This window comes from Okeania sp. KiyG1, from assembly GCF_014132355.1.
Lineage (GTDB): Bacteria > Cyanobacteriota > Cyanobacteriia > Cyanobacteriales > Microcoleaceae > Okeania.
The window spans coordinates 17,067-42,708 of sequence record NZ_BLZO01000024.1; the positions used below are offsets into that span (position 1 = coordinate 17,067).

Annotated in this window: 23 protein-coding genes; 16 read left to right on the top strand and 7 right to left on the bottom strand. The window is 33.9% G+C overall.

All coding sequences use genetic code 11. The features are described 5' to 3' along the window. Positions 1-320 precede the first annotated feature (320 nt). From SAGCYANO_RS43860 to SAGCYANO_RS02465, 3 genes are all read left to right on the top strand, one after another. Positions 321-2,543, top strand: a complete 2,223-nt coding sequence (locus tag SAGCYANO_RS43860; RefSeq protein WP_237395659.1) for a DHH family phosphoesterase — start codon at positions 321-323, stop codon at positions 2,541-2,543. A gap of 412 nt (positions 2,544-2,955) precedes the next feature. Beyond that, positions 2,956-3,576, top strand: coding sequence for a PAP/fibrillin family protein (locus SAGCYANO_RS02460; protein WP_202218632.1), 621 nt, complete (start codon positions 2,956-2,958; stop codon positions 3,574-3,576). A 298-nt stretch (positions 3,577-3,874) separates the two neighbouring features. After that, positions 3,875-4,144, top strand: coding sequence for a cupin domain-containing protein (locus SAGCYANO_RS02465; protein ID WP_202218633.1), 270 nt, complete (start codon positions 3,875-3,877; stop codon positions 4,142-4,144). A gap of 645 nt (positions 4,145-4,789) precedes the next feature. On the opposite strand, the gene SAGCYANO_RS02470 is transcribed toward SAGCYANO_RS02465, so the two are convergent. Next, complete coding sequence (locus SAGCYANO_RS02470; protein ID WP_202218634.1) at positions 4,790-5,806, bottom strand: stage II sporulation protein M; 1,017 nt, start codon at positions 5,804-5,806, stop codon at positions 4,790-4,792. An 81-nt stretch (positions 5,807-5,887) separates the two neighbouring features. Here SAGCYANO_RS02470 and SAGCYANO_RS02475 point away from each other — a divergent pair, with 81 nt between their 5' ends. The 9 genes from SAGCYANO_RS02475 to SAGCYANO_RS02510 all read left to right on the top strand — a co-directional run bounded on the left by SAGCYANO_RS02475 (position 5,888) and on the right by SAGCYANO_RS02510 (position 17,739). After that, positions 5,888-6,829: a hypothetical protein gene (locus tag SAGCYANO_RS02475; RefSeq protein ID WP_202218635.1), complete on the top strand. Its 942-nt coding sequence runs from the start codon at positions 5,888-5,890 to the stop codon at positions 6,827-6,829. A gap of 311 nt (positions 6,830-7,140) precedes the next feature. After that, the gene (locus tag SAGCYANO_RS43865; protein WP_237395661.1) at positions 7,141-7,332 is read left to right on the top strand and encodes a hypothetical protein; all 192 of its coding nucleotides are present in this window, start codon (positions 7,141-7,143) and stop codon (positions 7,330-7,332) included. Between the two features lie 53 nt (positions 7,333-7,385). Continuing rightward, positions 7,386-8,339 carry a DUF975 domain-containing protein gene (locus tag SAGCYANO_RS02485; RefSeq protein WP_202218636.1) on the top strand — a complete coding sequence of 318 codons (954 nt, stop codon included), beginning with the start codon at positions 7,386-7,388 and terminating at the stop codon, positions 8,337-8,339. 24 nt (positions 8,340-8,363) lie between these two features. Then, positions 8,364-8,837 (top strand): hypothetical protein, encoded by a 474-nt coding sequence (locus tag SAGCYANO_RS02490; protein WP_202218637.1) that lies wholly within the window; start codon positions 8,364-8,366, stop codon positions 8,835-8,837. A 67-nt stretch (positions 8,838-8,904) separates the two neighbouring features. After that, positions 8,905-9,345 (top strand): hypothetical protein, encoded by a 441-nt coding sequence (locus SAGCYANO_RS02495; RefSeq protein ID WP_202218638.1) that lies wholly within the window; start codon positions 8,905-8,907, stop codon positions 9,343-9,345. A 404-nt stretch (positions 9,346-9,749) separates the two neighbouring features. After that, positions 9,750-10,208, top strand: a complete 459-nt coding sequence (locus SAGCYANO_RS48950; RefSeq protein ID WP_307785804.1) for an RDD family protein — start codon at positions 9,750-9,752, stop codon at positions 10,206-10,208. A gap of 8 nt (positions 10,209-10,216) precedes the next feature. Then, a complete protein-coding gene (locus SAGCYANO_RS48955) occupies positions 10,217-10,525 on the top strand; it encodes a hypothetical protein (protein WP_307785805.1) in 309 nt (102 codons plus the stop codon). 1,646 nt (positions 10,526-12,171) lie between these two features. After that, complete coding sequence (locus SAGCYANO_RS02505; RefSeq protein ID WP_202218639.1) at positions 12,172-12,834, top strand: Uma2 family endonuclease; 663 nt, start codon at positions 12,172-12,174, stop codon at positions 12,832-12,834. A gap of 2,574 nt (positions 12,835-15,408) precedes the next feature. Further along, on the top strand, positions 15,409-17,739 hold the full coding sequence (locus tag SAGCYANO_RS02510; protein WP_202218640.1) for a cation-translocating P-type ATPase: 2,331 nt from the start codon (positions 15,409-15,411) through the stop codon (positions 17,737-17,739). Between the two features lie 622 nt (positions 17,740-18,361). Here the strand turns inward: SAGCYANO_RS02510 and SAGCYANO_RS02515 are convergent. Both SAGCYANO_RS02515 and SAGCYANO_RS02520 read right to left on the bottom strand, forming a co-directional pair. Further along, a complete protein-coding gene (locus SAGCYANO_RS02515; RefSeq protein ID WP_202218641.1) occupies positions 18,362-18,970 on the bottom strand; it encodes an acyl carrier protein in 609 nt (202 codons plus the stop codon). Positions 18,971-19,101: 131 nt separating this feature from the next. Then, positions 19,102-19,443: a hypothetical protein gene (locus SAGCYANO_RS02520; protein ID WP_202218642.1), complete on the bottom strand. Its 342-nt coding sequence runs from the start codon at positions 19,441-19,443 to the stop codon at positions 19,102-19,104. 644 nt (positions 19,444-20,087) lie between these two features. Between SAGCYANO_RS02520 and tmk (SAGCYANO_RS02525) the strand changes: the two genes are divergently transcribed. After that, positions 20,088-20,738, top strand: coding sequence for a dTMP kinase (tmk, locus tag SAGCYANO_RS02525; protein WP_202218643.1), 651 nt, complete (start codon positions 20,088-20,090; stop codon positions 20,736-20,738). Positions 20,739-20,951: 213 nt separating this feature from the next. Here the strand turns inward: tmk (SAGCYANO_RS02525) and SAGCYANO_RS02530 are convergent, their stop codons facing one another. Beyond that, positions 20,952-21,146, bottom strand: a complete 195-nt coding sequence (locus SAGCYANO_RS02530) for a hypothetical protein (RefSeq protein WP_202218644.1) — start codon at positions 21,144-21,146, stop codon at positions 20,952-20,954. A gap of 75 nt (positions 21,147-21,221) precedes the next feature. Here SAGCYANO_RS02530 and SAGCYANO_RS02535 point away from each other — a divergent pair, with 75 nt between their 5' ends. Next, positions 21,222-21,824 carry a glutathione S-transferase family protein gene (locus tag SAGCYANO_RS02535; RefSeq protein ID WP_202218645.1) on the top strand — a complete coding sequence of 201 codons (603 nt, stop codon included), beginning with the start codon at positions 21,222-21,224 and terminating at the stop codon, positions 21,822-21,824. A gap of 404 nt (positions 21,825-22,228) precedes the next feature. Here SAGCYANO_RS02535 and SAGCYANO_RS02540 read toward each other — a convergent pair whose 3' ends face one another. Together SAGCYANO_RS02540 and SAGCYANO_RS02545 are read right to left on the bottom strand one after the other, a co-directional pair. Continuing rightward, a complete protein-coding gene (locus tag SAGCYANO_RS02540; protein WP_202218646.1) occupies positions 22,229-22,837 on the bottom strand; it encodes an acyl carrier protein in 609 nt (202 codons plus the stop codon). A 388-nt stretch (positions 22,838-23,225) separates the two neighbouring features. Then, positions 23,226-23,567, bottom strand: a complete 342-nt coding sequence (locus SAGCYANO_RS02545) for a hypothetical protein (protein WP_202218647.1) — start codon at positions 23,565-23,567, stop codon at positions 23,226-23,228. Positions 23,568-23,587: 20 nt separating this feature from the next. Here SAGCYANO_RS02545 and SAGCYANO_RS02550 point away from each other — a divergent pair, with 20 nt between their 5' ends. After that, positions 23,588-23,740, top strand: a complete 153-nt coding sequence (locus SAGCYANO_RS02550; protein WP_202218648.1) for a hypothetical protein — start codon at positions 23,588-23,590, stop codon at positions 23,738-23,740. A 591-nt stretch (positions 23,741-24,331) separates the two neighbouring features. Then, positions 24,332-25,003 (top strand): dTMP kinase, encoded by a 672-nt coding sequence (tmk, locus tag SAGCYANO_RS02555; RefSeq protein ID WP_202218649.1) that lies wholly within the window; start codon positions 24,332-24,334, stop codon positions 25,001-25,003. A 321-nt stretch (positions 25,004-25,324) separates the two neighbouring features. On the opposite strand, the gene SAGCYANO_RS02560 is transcribed toward tmk (SAGCYANO_RS02555), so the two are convergent. Beyond that, positions 25,325-25,492, bottom strand: coding sequence for a hypothetical protein (locus SAGCYANO_RS02560; RefSeq protein ID WP_202218684.1), 168 nt, complete (start codon positions 25,490-25,492; stop codon positions 25,325-25,327). Positions 25,493-25,642 lie beyond the last annotated feature (150 nt).

Sequence of the window (25,642 nt, forward strand, 5' to 3'; positions counted from 1 at the left end):
CTTTTTTCACGCTTGGTATAATATGATTCTGAATATAAACAATTAAGGTGGTAGTGCATTGTAATTATATTTGTTACGAGACACGGTAGTGGGAGCATCTTGCTCCCGTATTCCCTTGCTCCCGTATTAGTGGGCAGGATGGCCGCACTTTTTCCTTTTTTCCTCTCTTGGTGCGCATTCCCTTGCGTCTAGCCTCCTCCGGAGGAGCTAAAGCTTTTCATGTCGGCGACAGCCGTTAGCGGAGCTTTGCGCTAGCAAAACGCCGACGCGGGGTCGCACCGCTTCTTCCTTCTTCCCTCTTCCTTCTTCCTTCTTCAAATATGCAAAATAATTTCCCCCTTTCACCAAAACAACAAAACCTACCTAACCAAAGATGGCTAATATATCCAGAACAACCAGAAATAACTAAACAACTAGCCAAAACTCTAGAAATATCACCCCTAATTGCCCAGACATTAATTAACCGGGATATTTCTACTATAGACCAAGCACAAGCATTTTTGGACCCTGAGTCAATAAAACTACCTCTACCAATACAAGAATTTCCCGACTTAGATATTAGTCTCAACTTATTACAAACTACAATTTCTCAAGAACAAAAAATTGCTATTTGTGGTGACTATGATGCAGATGGCATGACTAGCACTGCTTTATTGTTGCGCGCTCTCAAACATCTAGGGGCAAAAGTTGACTATGCTATTCCTAGTCGAATGCAGGAAGGTTACGGCATTAACCAACGCATTGTTGAGGAGTTTCATCAGGAAGGAGTAAGTCTCATTCTCACTGTAGATAATGGTATTGCTGCTTATGAACCTATTGCTAGGGCAAGGGAATTAGGTGTAAATGTCATTATTACCGACCACCACGACATTCCACCGCAACTACCACCAGCTCACGCTATCCTCAACCCCAAACTTATTTCAGAAACTTCTCCTTATCGGGGTGTGGCAGGAGTGGGGGTTGCTTACATTTTGGCAGTATCTCTAGCGCAACGTTTGGGAAAACACCAAGGTTTAATTAAGCCACTTTTGGAATTATTCACCTTGGGTACTATTGCTGACTTGGCGCCCCTAACTGGAGTAAACCGTCGCTTGGTGAAACGGGGGTTACAATATTTGCCTCACTCCCAGTTACCAGGAGTTCAAGCATTAATTCAGGTATCTGGTGTCAAAGCTAAGGAAGATGGAAGATGGAAGATGGAAGATGGAAGATGGAAGAGGGAAGAGGGAACTTATCAAGAAGGAAGAGGGAAGAAGGAAGAGGGAAGAGGGTATCCCCCCTTGCCCCCCTTTGAAAGGGGGGAGGAAGAGGGAACTCAAACGCCAACCAATTTTCAACACTCTGTAGACGACGAGGTATTAAACTCAAAATCAAAAGATAATCAAAAATCTCTTAAACCTGATGATATTGGTTTTCGCCTTGGCCCCCGCATCAATGCAGTGGGACGTATTGCTGACCCACAAATTGTAATTGAGCTTTTGACTACTGATGATATGGGAATAGCTTTGGAAAGGGCGATGCAATGTGAAGAAATTAATCAGCAACGACAACTGTTATGTGAGGAAATTGAACAAGAGGCGATCGCTTGGTGTGAGTCAAGTCAGATAAATTTACAGGAGGAAAGGGTTTTGGTTGTGGTGCAACCTGGATGGCATCATGGTGTTATTGGTATTGTTGCTTCTCGGTTGGTGGAGCGTTATGGGGTGCCTGTTTTTATTGGCACTTATGAGGAGGAGGGACAAGAAATAATTCGTGGTTCTGCTCGTGGCATTCCTGAGTTTCATGTTTTTGAGGCGTTACAATTTTGCGATGAGCTATTAGGAAAGTATGGAGGTCATCGAGCGGCGGGAGGTTTTTCTTTCTCGGCAGAAAATTTAGATAAGTTTCGTTCTCGTCTGAGTGAGTTTGCTCATCAATGTTTAGAAATTCAGCATCTAAAACCGTTAATTAGTATTGATGCGGAGGCAGAAATTCAGGAATTAAATTTTGATTTATATCGTCAAATAGATTTACTTCATCCCTGCGGAATTGAAAATAAAGACCCTGTATTTTGGAGTCGGAATGTCAAAATTTCTGAACAAAGAATTGTGGGTAAGGGACATATTAAGTTAACTTTAATTGCTGGGGAAATAATTCAGGCGATCGCTTGGCGTTGGGGCGATTATTTTCCTCTGCCTTCAGTGGTAGATATTGCTTATAAAATGCGGGAAAATACTTGGAATGGTCAGAGTAATATTGAGTTGGAATTATTAGGAGTACGTTTGCCGATGGAAGTTTCTAGGAATTCACAAACTTCGCCTCAAATTTTTCCTCAAAAAGCGGAATTTTATTACAGTAGTCGCCCTTACATTTGCAGTCTTTATCAAATAGGAGATGTGCAGGAATTAAGAATTAGAAATTCCCGTGGAGAAGTATTAGCAATTCAACGGGGACAAAAAATAGGTTTGTTAGGTAAAACTCGTAATAATGCCAAACAAGTAGATGTTTCAGATGCTCGTTTTTTTAATTTAATTAAAGCAGCTATGAGTGCTTTAAAGTTATAAAAGAAGGAAGCTTCATTAAAGTCAAAAGTCAAAAGTCAAAAGTCAAAAGTTAGAAGTTATAAGTTAGAAGTTATAAGTAATATTTTAGGTATTTAAAACCTCTTATGAAAAATTAAATGTTCCCAGTGCGAGCATCTTGCTCGCTTCGAGGTGTACCTCACCAAGTTGGAACCCGCTTTCATTAATGGATAATGGATAATGGATAATTACCTCTCCCTAAAAGTGAGAGGATTGACCAATCAGGAAAAAATTTATTTTTTCCCTTTGAAAGGGGAGGCTAATAAAGCTGAATTATTGAATTATTGAGTTATTTAATTATTAATTATTCGGTAATTTCCACTATCATTATTCCTTTCTCCTGACTCCTGATGACTGACTCCTGACTCCTGAAGTTTTACAACTATTTAATCAAATGAATAATCAACTCTTGAAAGAAAAATTACAAGCAACAATCAAAAATATTCCAACTAAAAATGATGGTTCTCCTGTAACGAATTTGAAATTAGATAAAACTTTAGTTACAGAAATTGAACAATTAACAACAGACTTAGAAAATCTCAATCCTCATCCTCAACCACTCCGAAGCGCTACTAATTTATTAGATGGAACTTGGCAATTGCAATACTCTACAGCTAGAGAAATTCGTTTTTTAGATTCCCTACCATTGGGTTTACAAGTAGGTAAAGTTTATCAAGTAATTGATGTTGCTAATAAAGTATTTTTTAATCAAGCCCAAGTACAACATCCTCTGAAATTAATATCAGGAAATGTAAAAGTAACTGCTAGGTTTGAACCTGCTATTGATAAGTCTGGTTTAGCAGATAAACGCATTAATGTTTATTTTGACAAACGTTATTTGGCAATTGAGAAAATTGTGGGTATTAATACCCCTAAATTAAATCCTTTTAAAGTTGTGGCTGCGAATAATCCTCAAGGTAGAGTTGCTACACTGGATATTACTTATTTAGACGAAACTTTAAGAATTGGACGTGGAGGGGATAAAAGTTTATTTATTCTGAATAAAGTTGTGTAGCGCTACGCCCTAGGGAATAGGGAATAGGGAATAGGGAATAGTAAACTTTTAAAGGGTTTTAGGGTTTAGAAATTTCCTAACTTTAATGCGTAGCGCCATATAGGAGAAGACAGAAGTAAGAAGGAAGAGGATAGGAGTAAGAATTGTCCCAAGATTGTTCTGCCCAACTATCGCCTAAAATACGCTCCTTTTTGAGCGTTTTAGACTGAAACAGGCACATTTTTTTCGACCCCAAAAAGGCACTTGTCTTTATATATCAATACTTTTAGATTTAATCAGCAAGCCCTAATTAAAAATCATGGAAGAGATATTAAAAAATTTACTATCACATAAAAATGTCAAAGTTAATAAAATAATTTCACCCCCTAATTTTGTCAGTGAAGAATTTATTCAAGATGAAGATGAATGGGTAACATTGCTTCAAGGTGCCGCCATATTAGAAATCAATCAAAAGACAACAAAATTAGTCAAAGATAGTCATATTTTTATACCAGCTAAAACCCCACATAAAATTATTTCAACAGATCCAAATATAGAAACAATTTGGCTTGCTATTCATATTTATTAGCAGAAGGAAGAAGGAAGAAGAAATAAGGAAAAATTTTGCGTTGTCTGAGTTTTAAGCTTTTGATATGTCTTAACCTTTCCTTCGACTGCTATATCTCTAATATCATCTCTGAATAAATAAGGGAGTAGAGAGAATATTGAAGACTTAAGTTATTAATTAGGATTTGCTGAAAAAGTCTTTTTGCTCTTCGTAGTAGTCAGTAGTCAGTAGTCAGGAGAAATGGGAATTATAGAGGAGATAGTCGGAAAAATTGTAAGAGTGATTTTTCTGTCATAATCGTCCCAAAATACTAGCTTTTTGAGTTTTTTCCACCAAAAAACTGACACTTTTTTAGACAAAAAAATGCTACAAGCTTTATCTGTCAATGCTTTGATATTTAATCAGTAAGCTCTAATTAATAAGTAAGATTAAGAAATATTTTTAGCAATTTATTTCCATGAAATAAAAATATCTTATTCCTTACAGCAGATTCCACCAAACGTGAGATACACCTATCGCAGGCAAGATGCCCGCACTACAAATATTTAATTGTTAATCTCTGTATTTATTATGCGAGAAATATGCTGTATTTTCCTACTCCTTACTCCCAAGAATATATTATAGCGTTTCTCAAACTAATAAGGTACACCTATCTTTATTTCTATTCTATTCCCTATTCCCTGTTCCCTGTTCCCTGTTCCCTGTTCCCTCAAACCTAAAATTTTGTACTTCACCATTATGGGAATTGCAATAAATACATAAAAACAAAAATAACCCCATTCCAACAATATATTTAAAAATATCAGGTACTAACGGACTAGGTGAGAAAAACCCTTCAATAATTCCAGCAATAACTAACAACACCACAACACCAAAAACCAACTGTGCAGCTTGAAAACCATAAAACTTTAAAGCATCAACTCGACGATATTTACCCGGAAATAAAATAGCTCTTGCTATTAATAAACCCGCCCCACCAGCCAAAAATATTGCAGGTAACTCCAAAGCACCATGAGGAAATACAAAACCCCAAAAAGGAACAGCCAAATTATGCTGACTAACTAGAGCGCCAATTGCCCCAATTAATAATCCATTAAATACCAACAAATAAACTGTATAAATACCACCACTAACACCACCAGCTACTGCAGAAAAAGAAACCCGTAAATTATTAATCATAATATTACTAGAAGCAAGAGGTTCAACTCCCACTATCGACCCCATCCATAACTCTTGACGGTCTCGTACCTGAGAAATCAAAGATTCTGGCACTATCAACGACATAAACACTGGGTCTTGCCAACTATACCACCAGGCCACCAATCCACCAAGCAAAAAAAACGCCGTCGCCACTGCCGTGTAAACCCAAGTTTTTTGCACCACTGCTGGAAACCCCCAACGACAAAATTCCCAGACTGCTTGCCATTCCTGCTTCTGGTTTCCCTGATAAATTTGAGTGTAACCACGAGTAGTCAACCTCTGTAAATCTTGCTCCAGAATATTGCCCACTTGGTGAGTTTTAGCACGGGCCAAATCTGCCGATACAGAACGATATAAACTGGCCATTTCCCTAATTTGAGCTGCTGGCAATGATTTTAATCCCTTTTTTTCTACTTGCCTTAATAAAGAGTCTAAATACTGCCAATTTTTTTCTCTACGTTTAATCCAACGGTTAATATTCATTAAGTTTTCCTAATAGCTACCTATAGCTAGCTTAAGATAAATATAAAATTTTCACTGCAAATAATTGAAATAAATTTAGTTATGTCTGAAAATTCAACTCCACCTATGGAACCTCTGAGTGTAGGAAATGTTGTTAGCGCTGGGTTGAGAATATATCGAGACCATTTTATGTCTTATTTTCGTATCTCTTTGAGGGCAACTTTATGGTCTTTTTTACCTATAGTTTTTGCATTATTATGTATCCCTCTAGTTTTTCTTTCTGGAGATTATACAATTTTGTTTGTACTAATACTAATTCTTATTGTGCCGGTGTTATTTATTTATTGTGCTGCTAAATATTTTGTTAATTCAGCACTAATTTCACGTTTAGTTTTTGGCGTTTTAACAAATCAATTAGAAACTGTAAGTTCTGCTAGACAAATGGTTAATCCCCAAATGTGGAATATATGGAAAGCACTATTTGCTGTAGGGATAATTTTGTTTGTTTTCAATTTAATTTTAACATTGGCTCAACAGTTAATATTTTCTCTACTTGCATATATTCTAGCAAGCTTAAATCTTGAGTTAATGTTACCACTGATAAGTCTTCTACTTTCTGTAGTTGTTTTGGGATTATATATTTGGTTATACTCTCGTTTATTTATTCCTGAAGTGTCTTTGGCAGTAGAAACAAATATTAATACTAGCCAAGGGATAAGCAGAAGTTGGGAATTAACTAAAGGGTCTGTATTCCGAATTCAATTAATAGTTTTTATCACCTTTCTGGTAACTATACCAATGTATATTGTTGCCACAATTCCGATTTTAGCCAGTTTTGCTTCAATAGTTTTTACAGCAGCGAATTCTCCTGCCGCTGCACTACAGCAATTTGCACCTATTATTTTGATAACATTGATATTATTTTTCGTAGCGACAGTAGCTATTACTCCTTTTTGGCAGGTAATTAAAGGTGTGATTTACTATGATCTTCGATCTCGTCGGGAAGGTATGGGTTTAGAGTTAAGAAAGCGAGAAATAATTTAATTTTTTTCAATCTGACATAATGCAAAATTTAGCCAATAATCTACTTCAGGAAGCTGATATTTATCAGCCATTGTCTAATTCAACGGTTAATATCCACTAAATTTTCTGAATAGCTATATGTAACTGTCTTAAGATTAAAAATAAAATTTTTAGTTCAATTAACTTAAGAATAAATGTACTTATGTATGAAAATACAACAACACCAATTACACCTTATAAGTGATAAGTACCGGGAATATTGTTAGTGCTGGCATGAGAATTTATCAAGACCATTTTAAGTCTTATTTTGGTATAGCTATTAGAGGAACTTTATGGTCTTTTCTGCCATTTTTAGCTTTAATTCCCATACATCTAATTTTGGTTTATGGTCAAGCTATGATATTGGATTATTAAGTAATGTCTTTTTATTACCATTCTGGCAAGCTATAAAAGCTGTAGTTTATTATGACCTTAGAACTCGTCGAGAAGGTATGGGTTTACAGTTAAGAAAGCAAGACATTTAATCTTGTTGTAGCAGGGTCATTTCAGTTATTAGTTATCAGTTGTAAATTTAGTCATGTCTCAAAATCCAATAACACTAACTAAACTTCTCAGTGTGGGAAATGTTGTTAGTGCAAGTATCCGAATTTATCGAGATAATTTTAAGTCTTATTTTGGTGTAGCTATTAGAGCAACTTTATGGTATTTTTTGCCATTTTTAGCTTTAATTCCCATACCTATAGTTTTGATTTATGGTCAACAAGGCAATCGTTCCAGTTTTTTATTATTAATTGCTGTTTGGTTATTATTGTTTGCTTTTTGTACTGCAAAATCAATTGTTAATAGTGCAATAATTGGTAGATTAGTATTCGGAGAATTAGCTAATCTACCAGAAACTGTTCGTGAAGTTAGGCGAAGTTTAGCACCGAAAATATGGTCTTTCTTATGGGCATTTTTTCTATTTTCTTTAATTGTAATTTTAGTCCCATTTATACTTTTGTTTTTGATGTCATTTATTGGTGGTATTATCATAACTATTTTAGGTTTTTCAGTAAATAATAATGATTTAGGTAGTGTAATTTTAGGAAGTACTTTTTTAGCTATTTTATTCATTGTTCTTGCTATATTATTGGCTCGTTTTTTTATTCTTGAAATACCTTTGGCGGTTGAAGAAGTTGCCGGGGCAACTAAAACTTTAGGAAGGAGTTGGGAATTAACCAAAGGATATGTGAGACGAATTTTTATTATATTAGTAATAGCAGGTTTGATAACTCTTCCTGTTGGGATAATTTTACAAATTTTTACCACAATACTTCAAGGTATTCTACTATTAGCTATTTCTCCCACTCAACCAATAGATGCAACAAATCCAAATATTCAGTTTCTATCATTTCTACTTGGATATGCGATTGGATTATTAAGTAATGTCTTCTTATTACCATTCTGGCAAGCCATAAAAGCTGTCGTCTACTATGACCTCAGAACTCGTAGAGAAGGTATAGATTTACAGTTAAGAAAACAAGATATTTAATTTTGTAACAAGGTAAATTTAGTCATGTCTCAAAATCTAATAACAGTAACTAAACTGTTAAGCGTGGGCAATATTGTTAGTGCTAGTATCCGAATTTATCGAGATAATTTTAAGTCTTATTGTGGTGTAGCTATTAGAGCAACTTTATGGTTTTTGTTGCCATTTTTAGCTATCATTCCCATACCTATAATTTTGGTTGACGACCGAGCCAATAACTCAAGTTTTTTATTGTTAATTCCTGTTTGGTTATTATTATTTGCTTTTTGTACTACAAAATCAATTGTTAATCGTGCGATAATTGGTAAATTAGTATTTGGAGTATTAGCAAATAAACTAGAAACTGTTCGTGAAACTCGACGGACTTTAGCCCCGAAACTGTGGAATTTTTTATTGGCATTTTTGGGATTATTTTTAATTGGGATTGGAGTTGCATTTGTAGTTTTTGTTTTCATAGTATTTTTCTTGCTATTATCAGTGTTATTACAAATTTTCCGGTAAATGTAAATAACGATTTAACTACTTTAGCTTTAGGAAATACTTTTTTGCTATTTACTTGATTTTGTTTATGACATTATTGAATCGCTTTATTTTTTTTGAAATGCCTTTGGTTGTTGAAGAAAATATTACTGCAACTCGAAGTTTAGGACGCAGTTGGGTATTAACTAAAGGATATATAAGGCGAATTTTTGTGATATTGCTAGTAGCAACTTTAGTTGCATTACCTGTTGGTGTAATATTGTATATTTTTTCTGAAATATTCTATGATATTTTCAAAATACTCTATGAAATTTTTAGACTAAAACCACCTATATTTTCTGGCTCAAAAATTGATTCCAGTTTGGAGATAGTTTTTGACATATTGATAACAGCAACTATATTAATATTGCCATTTTGTATGACTTTGGGGCTAATCTCTGCTCCTGTAGGAGTTATGCTAGATATTGAACTAAACAATCCAACTTCTCTACTGCTATTATTGGTATTTTATTATGTCATTTTTCTTTAAACAATGTACTTATATTACCATTTTGGCAAGCAATAAAAGCTGTGATTTATTATGATCTCCGAACTCGTAGAGAAGGTATAGATTTACAGTTAAGAAAACAAAATATTTAATCTTATTAGCAGCAAATAAGTAGGGCTTGCTAAAGAAAGTCTTCTCGTAGGGTTAGGAGTCAGAAGTCAGGAGTCAGGAGTCAGAATTTACAGGGAGTTTAGAGGTGGGAGTCGGAAGAATAGTCCGTTAGTTTTTCTGTCAAGTGTGAGCCTTTAATACTAACTTTTTGAACCTTTTTGACCTAAAAGCTTGCACTTTTTCAATACCTAAAAAGGCTAAAACCAATATCATTCAATGCTTTCATATTTAATCAGCAAACCCTAAGTAAGCAGAAAATCTCATCAATATTAACAATGAAATTTTTTAATCAAATCTCTCTGCAAACTCCAGAGAGTGTGGAATTAGACTTTAATTTAGCTGGAGTGGGAAACCGTGCTTATGCTTTGTTAATTGATTACATTATCTGGAGTCTGATTCTACTTTTTGTCCTGATATTTGGCATCTTTTTTTCTATTCAATTTTTAGATATATGGAAAAATTTTGGAGGTGATGATGAGCAGGCATCGTTGTGGATAATTTCAATTCAGTTATTAATTCTTTTTGCTATCTATGTCGGATATTTTGTGATTTTTGAAACTATCTGGCAAGGACAAACACCGGGAAAACGTTATGTGAAAATTAGGGTTATTCGTGATGATGGTAGACCAGTTAGATTACAACAAACAACTCTGAGAGCTTTATTCCGTCCGGTAGATGATACTTTATTTATCGGAATGTTATTAATTTTGTTTAGTAAAAAGAAAAACGTTTAGGAGACTGGGTGGCAGGTACAATTGTTATTCAAGAAATTAAGGCAATTACTGATATAATTTCGACTTCCGAAACAGCAAAAAAATTGGCAAATTATTTACTAGAAGAAGCAGATATTTCTAAATTATTGCCTGAAGATTTTGCTGTAATTAAAGAATATTTACAACGTTCTAAGTTAATGACTAAACAAGCAAAAATAGAATTGAGTAAAAAATTAGCAACTCAAGCAAAAGAAATTATTGGCTTGACACAAACTCCACAAAAAGTTTCTGCTACAGAATTTTTAGAAGCTGTTTATTTAGCTTATCAGCAAAAATGAAGCAGGTTTTAGGTTTTAGATGATAGTTTTTAGGTGGTAGCTTTTAGGTTTTAGGTAAAATCTTATTGGGGTTTAATTAATAAAAGTTGCCGGAAGCAAAATTAAAAAATTAAGTTAACTATTTCCTCTTTATGGAGATGCCGATTAAGCGATCGCTATTTTTATTTCGATATTAAAAAAGTAAAAGAAGAAGGTGCTAGATAGTAGATAAAATGTAAGCATTAAGCCTTCAGCTATCAGCTATTAATTTTGGGGAAGGTAAAAATAATTGAGAAATGAGACAGAATAAAAGTTACTGTTAAAGTCCCCTTCCTAAATCTTAGAAGTAATGAATAATTAGGGTTTGCTGATAGCTGACTGCTAATCGCTGAATGCTTACGATAAAATATTATTGGGTTGAAATTAATAGATATCTCCAAAAATAAACTTGTTCTTTATTTAACATAAGCTAGAGTTGTAACAGTCACTGAAAAAATAATTTTTCGTATCTTTGTGAAAATCTACTTCCTGTTCCCTATTTCCTGTTCCCTACTATGAGCAAAAAGTCTCTTTTTCACGCCTATGTCTAATAGACATCTCTAAAAATAAAAATAGAATCAATCATGGCGCAGAAATCATCAATTATTTCCCCCTTATTCCCTATTCCCTATTCCCTATTCCCTCTTTTGGAGGAGATGTCTAATAAATAAAAGTTGCCTGAAGCAAATGTTAAAAAATTAAGTTAACTACTGAGCGATCGCTATTTTTTTTCCTATATTAGAGGTAAGCATTTCCTCCGGAATGCTGCGCAAACAGCTATTAGCATTCAACTATTAGCAGTCAGCTATTCCTTTCCAACGGAGATGCTTCCCTACGGGATGCTACGCAAACAGCAATTAGTAATTTTCATTACTTCTAAGGTGTAGGAAGGGGACTTTAACAGTAACTCTTATTCTGTCTCAATTTCTCAATTATTTTTACCGAAAAATTCTGGTCTAAAGCCTCCCCTTTTAAGCTATCCCTTATAAATAACTCCTGAAAACCTTGTGGGGAACAGGGGAGTAGGGAGCAGGGGAGAAAGGAGAAAGAATCATAGTAGATAGGAAAAACTACTTAAGTTATCAAAAAAATGTACTTTTTCATACATTTTTTCTCTGACAAAAACCTTTTAAAGACTTACGCATAACTTGTCTATGTTGTCAAATTTTATGTTAAGAAAGATGTTTATAAAGCATAGCTTTTAAGGGGATAAAAAAATAGCATATTCCTTATGTTAAACCTCCTTATTGCAGAGGTACTGATAACTGATAACTGAAATTACCTTCCACAAAATTAATAGCTAATAGCTGAATACTTACTATTAGAGTTGTTGGAAAATAACTCGAAAAAGCGAATTAAAGTCACAGAAATCATCTAACTTTCTTGCTGCTTTTCCTCCATGAACTTTTCCTGACGACAAACAAAATATAGCAATATGATTTGAGTTGTGAGATATTGGAGACTTTTGTTCTAGGTATGGAGGGAATAGGGAATAGGTATGGAGGGAAGAAACGAATACATAAGAATAAAAAACTGCTATATTCTATGCTTTAAAAAAACACCTCAATTCTCACATCTGATTCCTGATTGCTATAGATTTATAACCGAAATTATTAGTAGTATTTAAGATGCTTATTTCAACAGAAAAACCGGATATTAAGTTAATGACTTTAGAAGAGTTTTGGGACTGGTATCCTGATGGTTATGGTCGCTTTGAACTACATAATGGAGAGGTTGTTCAAGTGCAACCTACTGGAACTCACGAAAAAGTAGCTGGTTTTCTAGCTTTGGAATTAGGTGTGGAAATTAAACGCCTGAATTTACCTTTTTTTATCCCTCGACAGGGACTAATTAAAACCATAGATTCGGATAAATCGGCTTATATTCCTGATGTAATGGTATTAGATGATAATGCTATTAAAGCGGAAAATCCCCCCCAACCCCCCTTTGAAAGGGGGGATGTTAATGAGTCAATGTGGAATAAGCGATCGACTATTACTCAAGGTAAAAGTGTTAAATTAGCCATAGAAGTAGTAAGTACCAATTGGCAAGATGATTATTTAAATAAGCTTGGAGAATATGAAAAATTAGGGATAAACGAATATTGGATAGTTGATTATTTAGGTTTAGGAGGTCGCCGATATATTGGAGACCCCAAACAACCAACTATTTCGGTTTGTAATTTAGTTGAAAATGAATATGCGATTAATTTATTTAGAGGTCAAGATGTGGTGCGTTCCCCGACTTTTCCAGAACTCAATTTAACCGCAGAACAAATATTTGGAAGTTAAAAGTTAAAAGTCAAAAGTCAAAAATTAAAATTCAAAATGCAAAAGTCAAAAGTCAAAAGTCAGATTTTATCCGCTCAAAACTTGAAAGTTTGGGCGTTGCTGAATCAAGAGATGAATATTTTTTGAACAGGTAAATCTTATCCTTAATTAAAAGTCAAAATTCAAAAGTCAAAAGTTATCAAATCAAAATGCAAAAATCAAAAGTCAAAAGTCAGATTTTATCCGCTCAAAACTTGAAAGTTTGGGCGTTGCTGAATCAAGAGATGAATATTTTTGAACAGGTAAATCTTATCCTTAATTAAAAGTCAAAATTCAAAAGTCAAAAGTTATCAAATCAAAATGCAAAAATCAAAAGTCAAAAGTCAGATTTTATCCGCTCAAAACTTGAAAGTTTGGGCGTTGCTGAATCAAGAGATGAATATTTTTTGAACAGGTAAATCTTATCCTTAATTAAAAGTCAAAATTCAAAAGTCAAAAGTTATCAAATCAAAATGCAAAAATCAAAAGTCAAAAGTCAGATTTTATCCGCTCAAAACTTGAAAGTTTGGGCGTTGCTGAATCAAAGGATGAATATTTTTTGAACAGGTAAATCTTATCCTTAATTAAAAGTCAAAATTCAAAAGTCAAAAGTTATCAAATCAAAATGCAAAAATCAAAAGTCAAAAGTCAGATTTTATCCGCTCAAAACTTGAAAGTTTGGGCGTTGCTGAATCAAGAGATGAATATTTTTTGAACAGGTAAATCTTATCCTTAATTAAAAGTCAAAATTCAAAAGTCAAAAGTTATCAAATCAAAATGCAAAAATCAAAAGTCAAAAGTCAGATTTTATCCGCTCAAAACTTGAAAGTTTGGGCGTTGCTGAATCAAGAGATGAATATTTTTTGAACAGGTAAATCTTATCCTTAATTAAAAGTCAAAATTCAAAAGTCAAAAGTTATCAAATCAAAATGCAAAAATCAAAAGTCAAAAGTCAGATTTTATCCGCTCAAAACTTGAAAGTTTGGGCGTTGCTGAATCAAGAGATGAATATTTTTTGAACAGGTAAATCTTATCCTTAATTAAAAGTCAAAATTCAAAAGTCAAAAGTTATCAAATCAAAATGCAAAAATCAAAAGTCAAAAGTCAGATTTTATCCGCTCAAAACTTGAAAGTTTGGGCGTTGCTGAATCAAGAGATGAATATTTTTTGAACAGGTAAATCTTATCCTTAATTAAAAGTCAAAATTCAAAAGTCAAAAGTTATCAAATCAAAATGCAAAAATCAAAAGTCAAAAGTCAGATTTTATCCGCTCAAAACTTGAAAGTTTGGGCGTTGCTGAATCAAGAGATGAATATTTTTTGAACAGGTAAATCTTATCCTTAATTAAAAGTCAAAATTCAAAAGTCAAAAGTTATCAAATCAAAATGCAAAAATCAAAAGTCAAAAGTCAGATTTTATCCGCTCAAAACTTGAAAGTTTGGGCGTTGCTGAATCAAGGGATGAATCTTTTTGAACAGGTAAATCTTATCCTTAATTAAAAGTCAAAATTCAAAAGTCAAAAGTTATCAAATCAAAATGCAAAAATCAAAAGTCAAAAGTCAGATTTTATCCGCTCAAAACTTTAAAGTTTGGGCGTTGCTGAATCAAGGGATGAATCTTTTTTGAACAGGTAAATCTTATCCTTAATTAAAAGTCAAAATTCAAAAGTCAAAAGTTATCAAATCAAAATGCAAAAATCAAAAGTCAAAAGTAAGATTTTATCCGCTCAAAACTTTAAAGTTTGGGCGTTGCTGAATCAAGAGATGAATCTTTTTTGAACAGGTAATACCAAATTGATAAATGTTTGCTACAAATAGTTAGGGTATTTATTCTAATGCGCGAATTTAGAATTTAGAATGCAGAATGGATATATTTAATACAATTTTTGATGTTGCAAATTACCTTTTTCGTGAAATAGACTTTATATGAAAGTCTTTTTATGGTGCTTACTATTCGTAACATTCTTTTTAAAAATTGGTATAAATCTCATCCTTAATTAAAATTCAAAATGCAAAAGTAAGATTTTATCAGTTCAAAACTTTAAAGTTTGGGCGTTGCTGAATCAAGGGAGAAATCTTTTTTGAACAGGTAAATCTCATCCTTAATTAAAATTAAAAATGCAAAAGTAAAAAGTAAGATTTTATCAGTTCAAAACTTTGATGTTACAGTAATTTACGGAAGTTATTTAACATTAAAAGTTTGAATACTCGGTTACTCAAGTGTAAATCCATTTTATGTTATTTATTCTATCTTAAATTAGGGCTTACCGATTAAATCTAAAAGTCTTTATAGATAAAGGTAAGAGCCTTTTTAAGTATCAAAAAGTGCGAGGTTTTAGGTGCTAATGGTTCAAAAATTTAGGATTTTGCTCAAGAGTTGGGGAGAAAAATCAAGGGACGATTCTTCCTACTATCTCCTCTATAATTCCCCTAACTCCATTCTCCTGACTCAGTATTTCAAGCCTCCTATTCAGTAGGAGGTACTGATAACTGATAACTGATAACTGATAACTGAAATAACTCCTTCTTCAATAGTTTAATTAGTAGAGAAAATTTTATGCAACTTGCCCCCAAACCAGAAACAGCAAATATCGATCGCTCCCCAGCAGAAACCATCACCCTAGATGTCAGTGGGATGAAATGCGCCGGATGTGTCAAAGCAGTCGAACGCCAACTCACCCAACAAACAGGCGTTATCTCCGCTCTAGTCAACCTCGCAACCGAAGTAGCAACCGTCCAATGCCAAACAGGGGCGATCGATCCAAACACCCTCGCCGAAAAACTCACAAATAACGGTTTCCCCACTCAACCACGTCTCGATACCTCCGAAATAGACGCAACCAAAAAACAAACCGAACGCCATAACCAAGAAATTAAACAACAAATTAGACGGATAGCGATCGCTGCCTTCCTCATTATTCTCTCAGGTATGGGACATTTGGGTCACTTGATTGGTCTAGAAATTCCCATTGTGAGCAATATTTGGTTTCATGCAGCATTAGCAACCTTAGCTTTATTATTACCAGGACGCGAAATTATCATCGATGGTGTTCAAAGTCTTTGGCGAAACGCTCCCAACATGAACACCTTAGTTGGTCTCGGCGCCATGACCGCTTACATTGCCAGTATTGTTGCTCTACTATTTCCCGAATTAGGTTGGGAATGCTTTTTTGACGAACCCGTAATGATCCTTGGTTTTATTCTTCTTGGCAAAACCCTCGAACAACAAGCAAGATATCGAGCAGCATCTACCCTCCAGTCATTAATAGCACTGCAACCTGCCACCGCACGTTTAGTCCCCCCACCAAACGGGGAGAATAATTCTGAGTCTGTAGAAATTCCAGCTTCACGAGTCAAAGTCGGAGAATATCTCCAAGTATTGCCTGGAGAAAAAATTCCTGTGGATGGAGAAATATGTAATGGCAGAACAACAATAGATGAGTCGATGCTGACAGGGGAGTCTATACCTGTAACAAAAGAATGTGGCGCTAAAGTTACTGCCGGAACTATCAATAACTCAGGCGCTATAGTTATCCAGGCAACTCACATAGGTTCAGAAACTACATTAGCTCAAATAGTTAAATTAGTAGAAACCGCTCAAACCCGCAAAGCACCCATTCAAAATTTGGCAGATACCGTGGCAGGTTATTTTACCTACGGCGTAATGACCATCGCTTCCGTAACCTTCCTCTTTTGGTATTTAGCAGGTACTAATATCTGGCCGAATGTGTTGCAGATGACCGACCATGAAGGGATGATGATGGCACATTCCACTTCCACTTCCCCACTATTATTAAGTTTGAAATTAACTATCGCCGTTTTAGTTATTGCTTGTCCTTGTGCATTAGGTTTAGCCACACCCACAGCAATATTAGTAGGTTCTGGTGTCGGTGCAGAAAGAGGTTTATTAATTAAAGGTGGGGATGTGCTGGAAAAAGTACATGAATTAGATACTATTGTCTTTGACAAAACTGGAACATTAACCACAGGTCATCCCACTGTTACAGATATTGTCGGCGATAACCCGCAATGGTTATTACAAGTTGCAGCGACGGTGGAAAGTGGCGCGAGTCATCCCTTGGCAAAAGCAATTTTACAAAAAGCTCAACAAGAGAATATCTCATTACTCACAGCAACAGACTTTCACACCGAAGCTGGTTTAGGAATATCTGCTGTTATAGATGGTAAATCTGCTTTAGTGGGAAATTTGGAATGGTTGAAAAGCCATGAAATTGTTATCAATGCTGAAAATATCCCCACTTTAAACGGCAAAACAACAGTTTATATTGCTGTGGATGGAATATTAGCTGGAGTTATCGGAGTTAGCGATGTGCTTCGGGATGACGCTAAAGCAACAGTGCAGCGTTTACAAAGTATGGGTTTAAGAGTGATGTTATTAACAGGCGATCGCTCTTCTGTTGCCGAAACTATTGGACAACAGTTAAATATAAATTCAAAAGATATTTTGGCAGAGGTGGCACCATCTGGAAAAGCAGAGGCGATCGCTTCTTTGCAGTCAAATGCGGGGAAAGTGGCAATGGTGGGAGATGGTATTAATGATGCTCCTGCTCTAGCTCAAGCAAATGTGGGTATTGGGATGCAAGCTGGTACAGATGTGGCAGTGGAAGCTGCTGATATTGTGTTGATGCAGGATAAATTGATGGATGTGGTGCAGTCTATTAAGCTCAGTCGTACTACTTTCAACAAAATTCGTCAAAATTTATTTTGGGCTTTTGCCTATAATATTGTGGGCATTCCTGTAGCTGCGGGAGTGTTGTTACCGAGTTTTGGTATTATTCTCAACCCTGCTGCAGCGGGTGCTTTTATGGCATTTAGTTCCGTGAGTGTTGTGACAAACTCTTTATTACTGCGTAGAACATTTCGTTGAAAGAGGAATTAACAATAGACATCTCCTCCACCCATAGGGAGTAGGAAGTAGGGGTCATTTCAGTTATCAGTTATCAGTTATCAGTACCTCCGACTAAAACCGGAAGCTTGAAAATACTGAACTGAATATTTTTTCATCCCCTTAAAAGGGGAGGCTTTAGACCTCACTTTTTGGTAAATAATTGATAATTTCTGTGCGATAATTGACTTTATTTTTTATCATCTGGTTAAAAGGGGAGGCTTTAGACCTCACTTTTTGGTAAATAATTGATAATTTCTGTGCGATAATTGACTTTATTTTTTATCATCTGGAGATGTCTAATTTATTTTATAGCAGGGAAAAGTGGTGCGACTCCGTGAGGAAACAGTGGGAAAAACTTTTCCCTTTCCCGTACTATAAATTAATCGGTAGTCCTGTATATGTAATGATATTATATCCGAATAATTAGCGGTCAAAAAATTTCCTCCTTTTCCTCCTTTTTATTATTATTTTCTTCTTCTTTCTTCCCTCCTGACTCCTCCATCGTTTATTTATAAGTATTCAACTGGGCATGATATGATAAGTCAATATCAGCGATTAGTTCTTGACATTAATCTTGAAAAGATTAGGTTTTTTCTACAGTTTATGTCCGATAGTGATGGTATTCATACAATAAAAACAAAAGGTCTTCAATCATATAAACTTCAGCCCATTCTTCCACTGGTAATTTTATCCCTAATTCTTCTTCAATTCGCAAAGCCAACTTAGAGCTAAGTACATCTGGATCTATTTTCAAATCATCAACTAACCTATCATCTAATTCCAACTGTTTTTGAGGTCTATTTAAAATCTCTTCAAGAAGCTTAAAAAGAGCTAAATCAATTTCTTTTCTCTTTTTTAAAATTCTTTCAGCTTCCTTTTCTCCTTTTTTTGTTGTAATTAGCCAAGCTATCTCACCAAGACTAGGTATTCGACCTAGCTCATCCCATTCTCTTTCAATGCGGTTAATTATACCTTCAATATCTAGATTCCATATTTGATATTCCAAATTATTTTTATCAACATACTCAAACATTCCAATTTCCATGAAACCAGTCTCCAGTATCTCTCGGGTTGCTTCAAGAGTCATCAACTTTATTTCTTGTGAATTTGCTTGTGGGAACTTTTCCCTAAACCGACCTATGATTTGCCATAAACCTACATAGTCTTCTGTTCCTTCAATGATATAGTCATCCCAAAATTCATATTTCATAGCTTTTATCTCTATATAATTACTACTACAACTAGGGCAGATTAATTGATAATTCGACATCTGAGTTATAGAGATTTTTTATGATTACTATCATTAGAACATAGCATACTTTTAGACCGGAATGCTTAATCTTAAATAATGCTGTCTATATATTCCCAATTAGGGTTTTCTATTATCGACTTACTTAACAAATCAAATTTTTGACGGCAATGATTATCTAATTTTAAAGGAATTTCTTCATTTCTAAAAACTATATTTATGCCTATTTTTTCAGTATTACTTGCGATGTTAATATTGATATCTATAGTAACAAGTTTAGAGAAAACAACTTGACCATGAACTTCACTAGCCATTAAATAGTTGCCTCGAATATACACAACTTCAAAACCACAATAACTGAGAATATCTGTCAAAATTAACTTTAGATTTTCTACATCGACAGCTACAGTAAATACACCAGTATAGCGAGCCATAAAAAACTCCAATAATAGAAAAATTATTTGAATTGAAGAAGGAAGAAAGAAAAAGTGGATTGGGACAGCCAACGACCTACCACTTCCTGTCTACAAACCCCAACAAGCTTGTAAAAACTGCGGATGACGGCGGGGTATTAAACCCAAAATAAAAAGATAAAATATAAACTAATATTCTATATACTCTCTATAGGTAATAATATTATATTATTTCCGTTTTCTTGGCGAACAAAAAAACAGATATTCTCGTTTAAACTGCAAATATATCCATTTTTCCTGTTCCAGTTTTCATTTATTTATAAGTATTTAACCAGCCATGATAGAATAATTTGATTGATAGGAATTCTAGATAATTAGTAAGAATTTTATTACTTCGATGTCTGCCATTCCTGATTTCCTAAAAAGAAGGGGTGGGGCGGGTTCATCTAAATTTAATGTTCAACAATTAAGAATAGCGCGGAACCCGACCCTACTATGTCTGCCATTCCTGATTTCCTAAAAAGAAGTGGGGCGGATTCATCTAAATTTAATGTTCAACAATTAAGAATAGGGCGGAACCCAACCCTACTATCTAATATTTATTTGACAAACACTCTCTTAGCAAATTATAAAAAAGCAGTTAAAAATAGACAAATAAATGCAAAATGATAGGTAAATTAATTGTCTTTGAAGGTGTAGAAGGAGGGGGGAAAACCACTCAAATTCAACTTTTACGAAATTGGCTATTAGAAAAAAAACAATCAAGCAAACTTTTCTCAAAGTTTATAGATTTAGAAGTAATTGTCACACGAGAACCAGGAGGAACAAAATTAGGTCAAGCTTTACGAGAATTACTATTAAATACAGATATATCTGGAGAACAAATTCAAGAAAAAGCAGAATTGTTACTATACGCAGCAGATAGGTCTCAACATATTGAAAACTTGATTAAACCCTACTTAGAAAAAAGGGCTATAGTATTGTGCGATCGCTTTATTGACTCGACTATTGCTTATCAAGGATATGGTCGTGGTTTAGATTTAGATTTAATTCAAAAACTCAATCATATTGCTACAGGTGGCTTAAAAAACGAATTAACTTTTTGGTTAGATATTGATGTTAAAATTGGTTTAACTAGAGCTAAAAATAGGGGAAAAATTGATAGAATGGAACAAGCAGATATTCAATTTCATCAAAGAGTGCAACAAGGCTATCAAGAATTAGCTAAAAGTAATCCTTCAATAGTACGAATAGATGCTAATTTGACTATAGATAAAATTCAAGAACAAATTCAAAAAGTTCTGAGAAAAAATTAATAGAATTGGCTTAACGAAGTCAGAAGTCAGAAGTTGTTTTTGTAAAGGGGATTTGAGCAAGCCTACAAAAACATTCGCCTTAAAAGGTGGGATTTTAGACCTAATTATTTTGATAAATTTCTTAAGTATTTGTAGATAAATTTTATGATATTAACTTTACTAATATAGAAATTAGGAATGATTTATGAGATATTTAAGAACAATTAATATCAATCAAAATCCTTTTATATTATGACTCCTGATATCATGTCCGTTTAAATCGTTTGTGTAAACCCAAGGGTGAATATCTACAGGAAATAATGGTTTTTTTCTTGCGAGGGTAGCTTTCCTCCCTCTTTCCTCTTCTCTCTTCCTTCTTCCTTCTTCCTTCTTCCTTCTTCCTTCTTCCTTCTTCCTTACCTTTGCCATACAATACCGATGCTACCGGACATGATATGACTCCTAATTATTACTAAAATCTTATAACTGAAATATAATTGCTATATGTTAAAACTATACGAATTTTCTACTTCTGGTAACTGCTATAAAATCCGTCTACTGTTAACTCAGTTAGAAATCCCTTTTGAAAGAATTGAAATTGATATTACAAAAGGAGAAAGTCGTACCCCAGAATTTTTACAAAAAAATCCTAATGGCAAAATACCTACTTTAGAAATAGAACCAGGAAAATATTTATCTGAGTCTAATGCAATTCTTTTTTATCTCAGTGAAGGAACAAAATTTTTGCCTAGTGATAAATGGGAAAAAGCTCAAGTTATGCAATGGTTATTCTTTGAACAATATAGCCATGAACCTTATATTGCCACATCTCGTTATTGGATAAGCATTTTAGGAAAAGCAGAAGAATATCAAGCAGAAATTAAGCATAAACAACCAGAAGGTTATGCGGCTTTAAATGTCATGGAAAAACATTTAGAAAATAATCAATTTTTTGTAGGTAATACTTATACTATTGCTGATATTTGTTTATTTGCTTATACCCATGTTGCTCATGAAGGAGGATTTAATTTAAACCAATTTCCAGCAATCCAAAATTGGATAGAAAGAGTCAAAAATCAGCCTCTTTATCGTTCTATATTAAGTTAAATATACATTTCCGAAAATTTTCAATCAGAAGTTGTATGTATTTAGTAATAACGTAGTTATTCTGGGAGATTAAATTAGATTGAGATTAACTAAATCAAAAAATCTCATCTAAATTTATTAATATTTTACCGAATAATTAAGGTTTAAAGCCTCTCCTTTAAAGGAGAAACAAGCGGTCGTTTTGCTTCGCATAACTACGTTAACGGCTGTCGCCGAATGTTTGCGCAGCATGACCTAGGAAAAAGCGCAGCTTCCCGAAGAGTGAGATGGCAAGGTCTCGGAGCTTGCCGACCATCGACCAATAGAGAAAAAATTTTCCTTTTATTCAATCCTCTCCGTAAAAGGAAGAGGTAATTATCAATTATCCATGATCAATTATCAATTAATGAAGTTTTTTCTAAAGTTTATTTCAGATCGTGATGGTATTCATACAATAAAAACAGAAGGTCTTCAATCATATAAACTTTAGCCCATTCTTCCACTGGTAATTTTATTCCTAATTCTTCTTCAATTCGCAAAGCAAACTTAGAGCTAAGTACATCTGGGTCTATTTTCAAATCATCAATTAACCTATCTTTTAATTCCAACTGTTTTTGAGGTCTATTTAAAATCTCTTCAAGAAGCTTAAAAAGAGCTAACTCAATTTTTTTTCTCTGTTTTAAAATTCTTTCAGCTTCCTTTTCTCCTTTTTTTGTTGTAATTAGCCAAGCTATCTCACCAAGTCTAGGTATTCGACCTAGCTCATCCCATTCTCTTTCAATGCGGTTAATTATACCTTCAATATCTAGATTCCATATTTGATATTCCAAATTATTTTTATCAATATACTCAAACATTCCAATTTCCATAAAACCAGTTTCAAGTATCTCTCGGGTTGCTTCAAGAGTCATCAACTTTATTTCTTGTGGATTTGCTTGTGGGGACTTTTCCTTAAACCGACCTATGATTTGCCATAAACCTACATAGTCTTCTGTTCCTTCAATGATATAGTCATCCCAAAATTCATATTTCATAGCTTTTATCTCTATATAATTACTACTACAACTAGGGCAGATTAATTGATAATTCGACATCTTAATTATAGAGATTTTTTGGGGAATTACTATCATTAGATAATAGCATCTTTTTAGACCAGAATACTAGGGGTTAATTTCTCATAATTTGATAGCTAATTATATGTAGCGTCAGCTCTGTCTCAGCAATCGGCTAGACAATAAATTTTAACTTTTTAAGCAGGAAAAACATAATATTTTCAATATTAATTTCAAGAACTAATCACTTATATTGACTTGTCACTACCTACCAATTAATCTTTTCCTTATTGCTCAGTCTATCTGATACTAATTTAGAGTTTTTTGGTAATTACATGATGGCTAACTGCTGAGAGCTGAATGCTTAATATTAAATAATACTGTCGATAAATTCCCAATTAGAATTTTCTATTATCGACTTACTTAACAAATCAAATTTTTGATGACAATGATTATCTGATTTTAAAGGAATTTCTTCATTTCTAGCTACTAGATTTATTTTGATTTTTTCAGTATTAGTTACTATGCCAACATTTATATCTAAAGTAACAAGTTGAGAGAAAATAACTTGACCATGAACTTCACTAGCCATTAAATAGTTGCCTTGAATATAGGCAACTTCAAAACCACAATAACTAAGAATATCTGTCAAAATTAACAGTAGATTTTCTACATCGACAGCGACAGTAAATATACCAGTATAGCGAGCCATAAAAAACTCCAATAATTTAATTGAAGAAGGAAGAAGGAAGAAGGAAGAAGGAAGAAGAAAGAAGGAAAAAGAAAGAAGGAAGAAATGGATGGGGACGGTCAACGACCTGCCACTTAGTGTCTACAAACCCCAACAAGGTTGTAAACGCTGCGGATGACGGCGGGGTATTATAGCGCTACGCGCAAGTCAAAAGTCAGAAGTCAGAAGTAATTCCTGACGCTTGTTTGAAGATTTATCAATGTCCGCGCCTTATTTGCGTTGCTATAAAGTCAAAAGAAAAAGATAAATTAATATTCTATATACTCCCTATAGGCAATAATACGATATTATGTCAGTAAAAAAACATATCTTCTCGCTGCAATAACAAATATTTCTATTTTTCCTGTTCCAGTGTTCATTTATTTATAAGTACTTAACTAGACATGATAGAATAATTTAGTTGATAGGAATTATAGCTCGTTATTCAATAATTGATAATTGATAATGGATAATTGATAATTACCTCTCCCTAAAAGGAAGAGGATTGAATAAAAGGAAAAAATTTATTTTTTCCCCTTGAAAGGGAGGCTTTAAATCTGAATTATTGAATTATTGAATTATTGAATTATTAATTCTTCGGTAAGAATTTGATTACTTCTATGTCTACCATTCCTTATTTCCTAAAAGTCTAGGAAAACAACTAAAATCAAATTGTTGGTATCAAGAAATTAGCGGTCATTAGCAAATTCTGAAAAATCAGTTAAAGATAGACAAATAAATGCAAAATGATAGGTAAATTAATTGTCTTTGAAGGTGTAGAAGGAGGGGGAAAAACCACTCAAATTCAACTTTTACGAAATTGGCTATTAGAAAAAAAACAATCAAGCAAACTTTTCTCAAAGTTTATAGATATAGATTTAGAAGTAATTGTCACACGAGAACCAGGAGGAACAAAATTAGGTCAAGCTTTACGAGAATTACTATTAAATACAGATATATCTGGAGAACAAATTCAAGAAAAAGCAGAATTGTTACTATACGCAGCAGATAGGTCTCAACATATTGAAAAATTGGTTAAACCCTATTTAGAAAAGGGGGCTATAGTATTGTGCGATCGCTTTACTGACTCGACTATTGCTTATCAAGGATATGGTCGTGGTTTAGATTTAGATTTAATTCAAAAACTCAATCATATTGCTACAGGTGGCTTAAAAAGCGACTTAACTTTTTGGTTAGATATTGATGTTAAAATTGGTTTAACTAGAGCTAAAAATAGGGGAAAAATTGATAGGATGGAACAAGCAGATATTCAATTTCATCAAAGAGTGCAACAAGGCTATCAAGAATTAGCTAAAAATAATCCTTCAATAGTACGAATAGATGCTAATCTGACCACAGATAAAATTCAAGAACAAATTCAAGAAGTTCTGATGAAAAAATTAATAGAATGGGCTTAAATAAGTAGTCATATCATGTCCGCTGGGACGCGTTTGTGTAAAATAAAGGGTGAATATCTACAGGAAATTTACGTTTTTTCAAGCTTTTAACCCACATTCCGCACTTCAAGAGCGTAACATAAAAATTAGTATAAAATCCGTAGCTTGCTTAGGTCTTTATACTATATAAATTATCTTCATTTACCTCAATCGAGAGTCAAATTCTCAGATTACTTATGCCAGCATAAACACTTACTGAATCCTTGACTCCTATTGACCACTATAATTTACTTCTTACTTCTTACTTCCTTCTTTCTTACTTCCTTCCTTCTTACTTCCTTCTTACTTCCTTCTTAATGCATGACTTTTGACTTTTGACTTATTTTTTATACTACATTTTGTGGTGCGGAATGTGGGTTTTAAGCCTTCTTCCCTCTTCCCTCTTCCCTCTTCCCTCTTCCCTCTTCCGCGATCGCAAACTGTTTGGCAAATTCTACCCGTCCAACCCAAGCACCTAGGGTCTCCCGTACAATTTACAAAAGAGTCTCCGATCAAGTAAATTCTAATTTCCATCTTAATGCATGACTTTTGACTTTTGACTTATTTTTTATACTACATTTTGTGGTGCGGAATGTGGGTTTTAAGCCTTCTTCCCTCTTC